The following is an 11,309-nucleotide window of genomic DNA, read 5'->3' as shown; positions in this document are numbered from 1 at the left end:
AATTAAGCGCTGTGTTTTTTGATTAGTTCGATAAAGTGGTCAAATAGCGGTGCCGCGTCATGTGGACCTGGGCTCGCTTCTGGGTGACCTTGGAAGCTAAATGCTGGCTTGTCTGTGCGGTGAATACCTTGCAAAGAGCCATCAAATAACGATACGTGAGTAGCACGTAATTTTTCCGGTAACGTTGCTTCATCTGCCGCAAAGCCGTGGTTTTGCGAAGTGATCATAACAACGTTACGCTCTAAATCTTTTACTGGGTGGTTTGCACCATGGTGACCAAACTTCATTTTCACGGTTTGTGCACCTGACGCTAACGCAAGGATTTGGTGACCTAAACAGATACCGAAGATAGGTAAGCCTTTTTCTAGGAACACTTTTGTCGCTTCAATCGCGTAAGTACATGGTTCTGGATCACCAGGGCCATTTGATAGGAAAACACCGTCCGGCTTCATCGCAAGCACTTCTTCCGCTGACGTTTCAGCAGGAACAACCGTTAAGCGGCAACCGCGGTCAACCAACATTCGCAGGATGTTGCGTTTTGCGCCGAAGTCGTAAGCAACGACGTGGTATGGCAGCTCGCTGTCATCTTTCGCCTCTGGAAGTCCACCTTCAAGCGTCCACGAACCTTGTTTCCATTGATACGCTTCTTTCGTTGTAACTTCTTTCGCAAGGTCCATTCCTTTTAAGCCTGGGAATTCTTTTGCTTTCGCTAGAGCCAAAGCTTCATCTAGGTTATTACCCGCAACAATACAACCGTTTTGAGCACCTTTTTCACGCAAGATACGAGTGAGCTTTCGCGTATCAATATCAGCGATGCCAACGATATTTTGAGACTTAAGGTAATCAGAGAGGGATTGTTCATTACGGAAGTTAGAAGCGATAAGAGGAAGGTCGCGAATCACAAGGCCTTGTGCATGAATGGAAGAGGATTCTTCATCTTCGGAAGTGGTTCCGGTATTGCCAATGTGAGGATAAGTAAGGGTGACGATTTGCTGAGAATAGGAAGGATCAGTGAGGATTTCTTGATACCCCGTCATCGAGGTATTAAAAACGACTTCACCAACGGAAATACCATCTGCCCCTATGGACACTCCGTGGAACACTGTCCCATCTTCTAGGACTAACAGTGCTAATTTACCCAAGACAACCTCCAGAATAAAAATGCAAAAAAAATAAATCAAACTGCAAACATGCCTTCCTTTACCTATAAAATCTACATAAATAGGTATTTCAGACAAATTGGCGGTATTCTAAAGTTGGACTGGAAACCTGTCAACCTACAATCAAAAATAAATTATCAATTTCTAGCGAGTAAGGTCATTTCGAATCAGTAAGGCTCAAAAAGACAACTTTTGAATGCTATTAAATAGGGAGGGATAGAGGTTTAATGAATTTTACAAATTTGAACTTTTTAGGGATCACAAAAAATTATGAGTTTTTAACGCAAACGTTCACCAAGACAAAAACAGGAACACTTTTAACGATTACACCTAAAAAAAAATCCAAAACAGACAAAAACACAACAAAAGTAAGTGCTAAAATCTTCTCTATCAGAATCATTTTATTTACAAATAATTCTATAGATATAAAAAAGCCGGCTAGCGCCGGCGAATAATTATGTATTTAGAGTTCATTCAATCCCAAAACATCTGTCATGGTATAAAAGCCCGCAGGTTTAGCACTCAACCAAACGGCAGCCTTTACGGCCCCATTAGCAAACGTCATGCGATCAGTCGCTTTGTGCGTTATTTCCACTCGTTCCCCGATATCAGCAAACATAGCTGTATGCTCACCGACGATATCGCCAGCGCGAATCGTAGCAAAGCCGATCTCATCTTTTGTTCTTTCACCAGTAATGCCTTCTCGGGCATAGACAGCTACATCATTCAGCTTATTACCCATCGCACCAGCAATAGCTTCTCCCATTCCGATAGCGGTACCAGAGGGGGCATCAACTTTATGGCGATGGTGTGCTTCAACAATCTCGATATCACAGTAATCCCCCATCACTTTGGCCGCTTTCTCAAGAAGCTTAAAGACAAGGTTTACGCCTACAGAATAATTTGGCGCCATCACAACAGGCACTTGCTTGGCTGCTTCATCGATAAGATCACGCTCTGCATCGCTGAAGCCAGTCGTCCCAATCACAATGCTCTTACCGTATTTCTTACACAACTCGAGATTCGCTAATGTGCTTACTGGAGCGGTGAAATCGATGATTACATCAAAATTATCGACGTCTTTAGCAAGATCATCCGTTAAGAGCACATCGAATTTACCTTCACCACAAAGCTCACCGATATCGACGCCGACAAGTGAAGACTCAGGTCGTTCTGATCCCGCGCTCACTGTCGCTTCAGGATTAAGGTGTGAAGCTTTAACCAAATTGCGGCCCATTCGGCCAGCTGCTCCTGCGATTGCAATACGAACCATTGCGCTTTCTCTCCTTCTCTGGATAACGAGGTTTGCTCTCGTTCTCTCGTTTCGCTTAATCTGTTTAAACTAACAACATACCGTGGTTACCACAAGCAAGTTCATCGAGCTTAAGCAAACTCTTTTACAACACGCTCCAAGATAGGTACGTTCGCTTCAGGAAAGGTGTAGTCGCCCAATTCGCTGATTTCAACCCAGCATCCTTCTTGACCTTCTCGACCGTAAGGCTCATTACTGAATTGAGATACTGTAATAAAATCAAACTTGAGTGATTTGTCTGGATAGTCGTATTCCAAATGTTCAAAAGGGGCTTGCTCAATAACTTCAATTCCTACTTCTTCTTCGAGTTCTCTTGTAATAGCAAGCTCAATGCTTTCTCCCGGCTCGACTTTGCCACCCGGAAACTCCCAAAACCCGCCTTTGTGCTTATCATCAGGACGCTTTGTAATAAAGATCTTTGATTTGTCTTGGTTAAAAATAATTGCCGCGACTATGTGAATTCTTTTCATGGGGACTCCTAACTCTCAAGACCGTTGTACTTTACTATTGTGACAACGAGCTTCTACATCTCAAAAACTTTCTGACCTATCAAACTTATGGAATTTGATAGCCAAAGAATTTATTTAAAAAAAGAGTCGCCTAAGCGACTCTTTGATAAATAATCCGACTAACAGATTAGTCGATTTTGCCGTGGCACTGTTTGTACTTCTTGCCACTGCCACAAGGGCAAGGTTCATTACGACCTACTTTACGTTCATCACGTACCATTGGTTGATTTGAACCTTCTTCAGATTCTTCGCCTTCAGAAAGCGGATTTTGTGCTGCAGCGTGTTGCGCTTGCGCACGACGAGCGGCTTCTTCAGCTTGCGCACGACGCTGTTCTTCCATACGTTCAACTTCTTCTTGTTGCTGAACGCGAACACGAGATAGAACAGTAATAACGTCTGTTTTCAGCGCTTCTAGTAGACCCTCAAACAGTTCAAACGACTCACGTTTGTATTCTTGTTTTGGGTTCTTCTGTGCGTAACCGCGTAAATGGATACCTTGACGCAAGTGATCCATCGCAGCCAAATGCTCTTTCCAAAGCGTATCCAGAGTCTGAAGCATGACCGATTTTTCGAAGTTGCGAAGCACTTGTGCACCCACCACTTCCTCTTTCTCTTTGTACACTTCAACGGCTAGGTTGATGATCTTTTCACGTAATGCTTCTTCGTAAAGCTTGTCGTCTTCTTCAAGCCATTGCTTCACTGGCGCATCAAGATCGAAGTCCGCTTTCAAGCGCTCTTGTAGACCTTCAACATCCCACATATCTTCTAGTGACTGTGGTGGAATGTACTCATCAATAACCGCTGTTAGCACATCTTCACGGTTTTGCTCGATCATGCCGCTGATGTCTTCAACGTTCATTAACTCGTCACGCAGTTCGTAGACAACCTTACGTTGATCGTTCGCTACATCATCGTATTCAAGCAGCTGCTTACGGATATCAAAGTTCCGACCTTCCACTTTGCGCTGTGCTTTTTCAATTGAGCGAGAAAGCATTTTCGATTCAATAGCTTCACCTTCTTCCATACCACTTTGAATAAGGCTCGCCATACGATCAGAAGTGAAAATACGTAGCAAAGAGTCTTCCATAGATAGGTAGAAGCGCGATGAACCCGCATCACCTTGACGACCAGAACGACCACGTAGCTGGTTATCAATACGGCGAGATTCGTGGCGCTCAGTACCGATGATATGTAGACCACCAGCTTCTAGCACTTGGTCATGCACCACTTTCCACTCTGCTTTAATCGCATCGATTTGCTCTTGAGTTGGGTTCTCTAAAGCTTCAACTTTTGATTGCCAGCTACCGCCAAGCACAATGTCCGTACCACGACCGGCCATGTTGGTCGCGATAGTTACCGCACCAGGCATGCCCGCTTCAGCAACAATTTCCGCTTCTTTCTCATGGAATTTCGCGTTCAATACGTTGTGTTTGATCTTAGCCTTCTTCAATGCGTTAGAAAGAAGTTCTGACTTTTCAATCGACACAGTACCAACAAGCGTTGGCTGCCCTTTGGCAACACGCTCTTTAATATCTTCAATGATTGCCGCAAACTTCTCTGCTTCAGTACGGTAAACCACATCTGGCATATCGTTACGAATCATCGGCTTGTTGGTTGGGATAACCACCGTTTCCAAACCATAGATAGACTGGAATTCGAACGCTTCAGTATCCGCTGTACCTGTCATACCTGACAGTTTTTCGTATAAACGGAAGTAGTTCTGGAAGGTAATAGAAGCCAAAGTTTGGTTTTCGTTTTGGATCTTAACGCCTTCTTTCGCTTCTACTGCTTGGTGAAGACCTTCAGACCAACGACGACCTGGCATTGTACGACCAGTGTGTTCATCAACGATGACCACTTCACCTTCATCAGTAACAATGTAATCAACGTTACGCTCGAATAACACATGAGCACGCAAAGCAGCATTCACGTGATGCAACATGCTGATGTTAGCCGGAGAGTAAAGTGTATCCCCTTCCTCCATCAGACCGTTTTTCACCAACAGTTCTTCAACGTATTCTTGACCCGTTTCAGTTAGGTATACTTGCTTTGACTTTTCATCAACAGTGTAGTGACCATCACCACGGTATTCTTCAGAGTCTTCTTTATCTTGCTTTTTCAGATGCGGGATCAAAAGGTTGATTCGAGTGTATAGTTCAGAGCTATCTTCAGCAGGACCAGAAATGATCAAAGGAGTACGAGCTTCATCAATTAGGATTGAGTCTACCTCATCGACAACTGCAAAGAAGCGATCACGCTGTACACGGTCTTCGCTACGGAAAGCCATATTGTCACGAAGGTAGTCAAAACCAAATTCATTGTTGGTTCCGTATAGAATGTCAGCTTGGTACGCTTCTTTTTTCTCTTGAGGAGGCATGTTTGGCACGTTTACGCCAACGGTCATACCTAAAAATTCAAATAGAGGGCGGTTCGTCTCAGCATCACGTTTAGCTAGATAATCGTTCACTGTTACGATGTGAACGCCTTTACCAGCAAGAGCATTTAAGTAAGCAGGAAGCGTTGCAGTCAGCGTTTTACCTTCACCTGTACGCATCTCCGCAATTTGACCCGCATTTAGAACCATACCACCGATAAGCTGAACGTCGAAGTGACGCATGCCGTAGACACGCTTAGATGCCTCACGAACCGTAGCAAAAGCTTCAGGAAGTAGTTTATCAAGAGTTTCACCTTTCTCTAGGCGCTCACGGAACTCAACCGTCTTTGCTTTTAACTCTTCATCACTTAGAGCTTCGAATGTTGGCTCGTAGTTATTAATTTCTTTTACAATTTTTCTAAGGCGGCGCAGTGTTCGGTCGTTGCGACTGCCAATCACTTTTGTCAGTAGCTTAGTTATCATTTTTCGTGAATCTCTCTTTAATCAGACCGTTCCCGATCTACTCATAATGCCTTCAGTCTCTGCCAGTTTGGAACTAAGAATACTGAGATAAATCATTTATCAAAGATATTGAGTTCAAACATCCATATTTCAAGGCTAAGTTTCGAAACAATGTGGCTTAGTGTAAGGATTTTTCATCGATACAACCATAAATAGACGTATTTGTTTGAAGCACTCTGAAGTTTTTACTTAAAGTGGTGACTGATTAGACGATATTGCATACCACAATATGTGTAATCTATTCAGAGCAGACTTTGCTTTTTACCTTGCTACATTGTAAAACTGAAGCGAAAGACGTTAATGTAAACTATACCTTGATAGAAAGCTGCTCTAGAATAGCTGATATCTCAACAAAATTAGATTTTACCTATGCGTGATCACCGTCCAACCTCGACTGAAGATGTTATTGCTGAATCACAGTTCAAGCAGATTCAAGAACATGCTGGAGAAATCTTACAGCTTAACCAAGCTTTGCAAGAGATCTTACCCACTGGGACGGCCGATCATTGCCGGGTGGCGAATGTTCGTAACGGCCACCTATTGATCGATGTTTCTAGTGCCGCGATCAAAATGAAGATCGATTACGATCGCCTCATGATCCTAAATAAACTTCGTACTCAAGGCTTTGCCAAACTGATGAGCGTTGAAGTGAGGATCAATCCATCATTATACAGAAATCGTTTCGAACAAGACGACAGACCTAAACGTCCACCATTAACAGAATCTGCAGCAAAGTCATTGATGACGATTGCCGACATGGCACCGCCTAAAATTCAAGAGCGTTTAAAGCGATTGGCCGATATGGCAGAAAAGAAAGACCGTAAGTAACCGTTATTTCAATATGCTGAAAGCTCGAATGCTATTAATAAGCCCAAGATTAAAGCCAAATAGCAAAAAACCAGGCATAAGCCTGGTTTTTTATTAATTTTAATCCCGAGTATTTACGCAAGCACCATATTTGGTTCAGCGAATGCTACTGGTGAGCCGACTTCTTCTTCGAATGTAGTCCACTCCCACGCTTCCTGATCAGCAAGAACAGCTCGCAGAAGTTGGTTGTTCAAACCGTGACCCGATTTAAAGGCGCGAAATTCACCGATGATTGGGTGACCACACATGTAAAGATCACCAATCGCATCCAACACTTTGTGAGTCACAAACTCATTTTCAAAGCGTAGGCCTTCTTCGTTAAGAATACGGTAATCATCCAATACGATAGCATTGTCGAAACTACCACCCAAAACTAGGTTTTGAGACTGTAGATATTCGATATCACGCATAAAGCCAAACGTACGTGCACGAGAAATTTCACGAACGAAGCCTTTTGAGGAGAAATCAAACAGCAAGCGCTGTTCGTCTGACTCAATAGCAGGGTGATTAAATTCAATTTCGAAGTCCATGCGGAAGCCGTTAAATGGTACAAACTCTGCCCATTTATCGCCATCTTCAAAACGAACTGGCTTTTTAATACGGATGAAACGTTTTGGCGCATTTTGCGTTTCGATACCTGCTTGTTGTAGCAAGTATACAAATGGGCTAGCACTACCATCCATAATTGGAATTTCAGGTGCGTCTACTTCGACAACAATGTTGTCGATGCCCATACCAGCAAGTGCCGCATTCAAGTGCTCTACAGTTGAAATACGCACACCTTCGTCGTTTACCAAAGCAGTACATAGCATGGTGTCACGAACAGAAGCTGGATCAGCTGGAAAATCTACAGGTGGGTTTACATCTGTACGACGGTAAATGATACCTGTATTTGCAGCAGCCGGGCGCAGAGTAAGCGTGACTTTACGACCAGAGTGGAGGCCCACACCAGTTGTTTTCACTATTTCTTTCAGAGTACGTTGTCTGATCATCTGCTTGCCTCTCAAAAATTTGCTACAAAACACGGCCGTCTGTAACGTCGACCGTGAATGCTACCATAATTTTGAGCCATGTCAAATTTATGGATTAAAGATTAATCAGCCTGACGACGCAAAAATGCCGGGATATCTAAATAACCACTTTCCTTCTCTTGCTTCGGAGCCGCAGAGCTTTGGCTCGACGATGCTGGAGAAGAAGAAACTGTATTTGTCGGCTGAGGAGTTACCTGTGGCTTCTCTTGCACTTGATTATTTTGCAAGGTTTGTGCCGGTTTCTCTTCAGCTTGCGTTGCCGCCGCTTGCTGTTGTGGTTGAGCCTGCGGCGTCGGAGCCACTTTCGCTTTACCACCCGCAACTAGCGTGATATCTGGTTTTTTCTCATTGCCAATACCTGTCGCTACAACTGTTACGCGGATTTCGTCCGTCATATCTGGGTCTAGAGAAGTACCGATAACAACAGTTGCATTGTCAGAAGCAAATGCTTTCACTGTATTACCAACCGTCTCAAACTCGTCAAGACGCATATCCAGACCTGCAGTAATATTGACAAGAACACCACGAGCGCCCGCTAGATCGATGTCTTCCAGAAGTGGGCTAGAAATTGCCATTTCAGCCGCTTCTTCAGCACGGTCTTCGCCTTTAGCAATACCGCTGCCCATCATCGCGTGACCCATTTCAGACATTACTGTCCTTACGTCCGCAAAGTCGACGTTGATCATGCCAGGGCGAGTAATTAGCTCTGCAATGCCTTGAACAGCGTTCTTAAGAACGTCGTTCGCACTTGCAAAAGCTTCTAGTAGCGTGACACCACGGCCAAGTACTTTAAGCAGCTTTTCGTTTGGAATCGTAATCAAAGAGTCAACGTGCTTAGACAGCTCATCGATACCTTGCTCAGCGAACGCCAAACGCTTTTTGCCTTCAAAGCTGAACGGTTTTGTCACTACCGCGACAGTTAGAATGCCAAGCTCTTTAGCTACTTCAGCAATAACAGGTGCTGCACCAGTACCTGTACCGCCACCCATACCAGCTGCGATAAACACCATATCGGCGCCAGTTAGGGAATCTTTAATTCTATCTCTGTCTTCGAGAGCTGCGTCACGGCCAACCTGTGGATTAGCACCTGCACCCAGACCTTTGGTGATATCGCCACCGATCTGAATAACATTGCCAACGCTTGTCTTACGAAGTGCTTGCGCATCAGTGTTGACGCTGATGAATTCCACACCTTCGATGGATTCACGCACCATGTGTTCAACGGCGTTACCACCGCCGCCACCAACCCCAACGACCTTGATTACTGCATCGTCAGACATTTCCATCATCGGTTCAAACATGTGTTGTCTCCGTTTATCCTGCAACTCAGGTTAAAACTCTTTTTGTATCCAGTTACGCAATTTATCGAAAAAGCCAGTAACAGATGAGCGTTTAGGTTCATTATAATCGCTATCGTCGCTAGACTGCATGTCTCTTGCGTAATGAAGTAATCCAACTGCCGTAGAATGGTACGGCTCTTTTACATAGTCAGTTAATCCGCTGACTTCGAGCGGTTTGCCGACCCTTACTTGATTGCGGAATACGCGTTCCGCACATTCTATCACTCCGTCCATTTGCGCAGCACCGCCGGTGAGTACAACTCCCGCAGCTAGATGGTGCTTTATACCCTCTTCGCGCAATTTCGCTTGTACAGAGTCAATAGTTTGGTTAACCAGTCCCATAAGCTCAGAGTAGCGTGGCTCAATCACTTCTGACAACGTTTGACGTTGTAGACTACGTGATGGTCGCCCACCTACGCTTGGTACATTAACCGTGTCATCCTTACTGACCAGTTCACTCAAAGCACAGCCATATTTGACTTTTATTTCTTCAGCATCGCTCACTGGCGTACCAAAAGCAAAAGCAATATCGCTGGTTACAGCATTTCCTGCGTACGAAAATACTTCTGTGTGACGTAACGCACCGCCAGTCCAGATGGCCACATCCATCGTGCCGGCGCCAATATCCACCACACAAACTCCAAGCTCTCTTTCATCCTCGGTGATTACTGCATTACTTGCAGCAAGCCCAGAAAATACGAGTTGCTCTACTTTAAGGCCGCATCGTTCTACCGCCTTAATAATATTGCGTGCCATGTCATTATGGCATGAGATAAGGTGGACACTTACTTCCATTCTTACCCCAGATAAACCAAGCGGATTTTTGATTCCCTCTTGGTAATCAATGGTGAACTCTTGCGGAATCACATGAAGGATTCGCTGTTCATCACCGATTTTAATCGATTTTGCGGTATGGATAGCGCGATCCATGTCTTCTTGAGACACTTCTTCATCTGAAATCGTGCCCATACCTTTTTCAATTCGGCTTGCGATATGCTTACCAGACAACGAAATGAAGACTCGGCTGATTTGGCACTCGGCCATCAATTCAGCTTGATCAATTGCACGTTGTACTGATTTTACAACCGACTCCAAGTCATTCACGCCACCTTTATCCATGCCACGTGAAGGGCTACTACCTGCGCCAATAATATTAATTTGACCGTCTGGTAGAACCTCACCCACTAGAGCCGATACGGTTGCAGTGCCTATATCAAGACCAACAATAATGTTGTCATCAGCGGCCTTAGTCATCTGTACTCTCTTCTAACTCTTGTTCAGGAAACCAACCAACTGCGGCTCCTGTATCGTACCTAAGATCGATATAACTGATTCTTTGCGTGTCACTGCCAAGCTTGTTATAGAGCTTAAAAAATCGCTCTATACGCTCAAGAAGAGACTCTTTACCGAGCTCTAATCGAATACCGTTATCAAGGATGATTTGCCAAGCTCGTCGCTCGTTTAATACCAGAGACGATATCGCTAAACCCAATTGCTGAAACTTAGGACTCAAATCACGGTAAGTCTGTAAGACTTCTGGTCCGCTGTCTTTGGGTCCGTACAGTTTCACTTTTTCTTCTTGTAACAGAGCCACATCGCCATCAAAAACAAACCCATTTTTATCTAACAGTTCGTTGCCATTCCAAATGGCTTCAGGTTGATGCTCTGTCAAAAAAACTTTTACTGTATCCGGCCACTGCTTTCGGATTGCGGCATGCGCCACCCACGGCAGAGCTTCGACACTTTGCTGTAATACATCAATATCCTGAGACATAAATGTACCGATGTGATCTATTCGACTAAATGCAGCCTGCACATCGTCAGCTTGGACATACTCCAGTTTTCCCTGAAGTACTATTTTGGAGAGAGGTAACCTTTGGTCATCCCACATCCAACTGATCGCCGAGTACAAAACAGAACTAATTAAGGTCACAACCACAACGAAAAATAACGCACCCAAGATTTTCTCTTGGCGACCACGGTTATTATCCGTGTTTGGTCGCTCGTCATTCAGTGCAATATTCAACAACGTCTTCGTTTCCTGACTTTTGTCGTGTACTTTTTACCCACATAATTACGCAGAGGTAAAAGTCTTGACTTTAACCTTGGGATTATACTGAGCTCTTGTAAACTATCAAACACTGATAGCAATAAATCACAATGATATTGACGCAAAACCGAGATCTGAGTCTTT

At 44.2% G+C, this 11,309-nt stretch carries 9 protein-coding genes; 1 reads left to right on the top strand and 8 read right to left on the bottom strand.

Translation table 11 applies throughout. The annotated features are described in order from the left end of the window. Positions 1-2 precede the first annotated feature (2 nt). The 4 genes from carA to secA form a co-directional block, all read right to left on the bottom strand. A complete protein-coding gene (carA, locus tag NB463_RS07115) occupies positions 3-1,142 on the bottom strand; it encodes a glutamine-hydrolyzing carbamoyl-phosphate synthase small subunit (RefSeq protein ID WP_258432297.1) in 1,140 nt (379 codons plus the stop codon). A gap of 481 nt (positions 1,143-1,623) precedes the next feature. Continuing rightward, entirely contained in the window at positions 1,624-2,433 is an 810-nt protein-coding gene (gene dapB, locus NB463_RS07110; RefSeq protein WP_006742699.1) for a 4-hydroxy-tetrahydrodipicolinate reductase, read from the bottom strand. 110 nt (positions 2,434-2,543) lie between these two features. Further along, complete coding sequence (gene mutT, locus NB463_RS07105) at positions 2,544-2,942, bottom strand: 8-oxo-dGTP diphosphatase MutT (RefSeq protein ID WP_005396433.1); 399 nt, start codon at positions 2,940-2,942, stop codon at positions 2,544-2,546. 166 nt (positions 2,943-3,108) lie between these two features. Further along, positions 3,109-5,838 (bottom strand): preprotein translocase subunit SecA, encoded by a 2,730-nt coding sequence (gene secA, locus NB463_RS07100; RefSeq protein ID WP_005396435.1) that lies wholly within the window; start codon positions 5,836-5,838, stop codon positions 3,109-3,111. Positions 5,839-6,246: 408 nt separating this feature from the next. On the opposite strand from secA, the gene NB463_RS07095 reads away from it, so the two are divergent. Beyond that, a complete protein-coding gene (locus NB463_RS07095; protein WP_012842148.1) occupies positions 6,247-6,705 on the top strand; it encodes a DUF721 domain-containing protein in 459 nt (152 codons plus the stop codon). A 113-nt stretch (positions 6,706-6,818) separates the two neighbouring features. On the opposite strand, the gene lpxC is transcribed toward NB463_RS07095, so the two are convergent. The 4 genes from lpxC to NB463_RS07075 all read right to left on the bottom strand — a co-directional run bounded on the left by lpxC (position 6,819) and on the right by NB463_RS07075 (position 11,144). Next, positions 6,819-7,736 carry a UDP-3-O-acyl-N-acetylglucosamine deacetylase gene (gene lpxC, locus NB463_RS07090; protein WP_005381871.1) on the bottom strand — a complete coding sequence of 306 codons (918 nt, stop codon included), beginning with the start codon at positions 7,734-7,736 and terminating at the stop codon, positions 6,819-6,821. Positions 7,737-7,837: 101 nt separating this feature from the next. Further along, on the bottom strand, positions 7,838-9,076 hold the full coding sequence (gene ftsZ / locus NB463_RS07085; protein ID WP_012842149.1) for a cell division protein FtsZ: 1,239 nt from the start codon (positions 9,074-9,076) through the stop codon (positions 7,838-7,840). A 30-nt stretch (positions 9,077-9,106) separates the two neighbouring features. Further along, positions 9,107-10,369 (bottom strand): cell division protein FtsA, encoded by a 1,263-nt coding sequence (gene ftsA / locus NB463_RS07080; protein WP_012842150.1) that lies wholly within the window; start codon positions 10,367-10,369, stop codon positions 9,107-9,109. Beyond that, positions 10,362-11,144, bottom strand: coding sequence for a cell division protein FtsQ/DivIB (locus tag NB463_RS07075; protein WP_012842151.1), 783 nt, complete (start codon positions 11,142-11,144; stop codon positions 10,362-10,364). Before NB463_RS07075 ends, ftsA begins: the two co-directional genes overlap by 8 nt. Positions 11,145-11,309: the final 165 nt, after the last annotated feature.

Source organism: Vibrio sp. RM-41-2B (assembly GCF_024744415.1).
Lineage (GTDB): Bacteria > Pseudomonadota > Gammaproteobacteria > Enterobacterales > Vibrionaceae > Vibrio > Vibrio diabolicus.
This window is presented reverse-complemented; position numbering and strand designations above follow the sequence as displayed.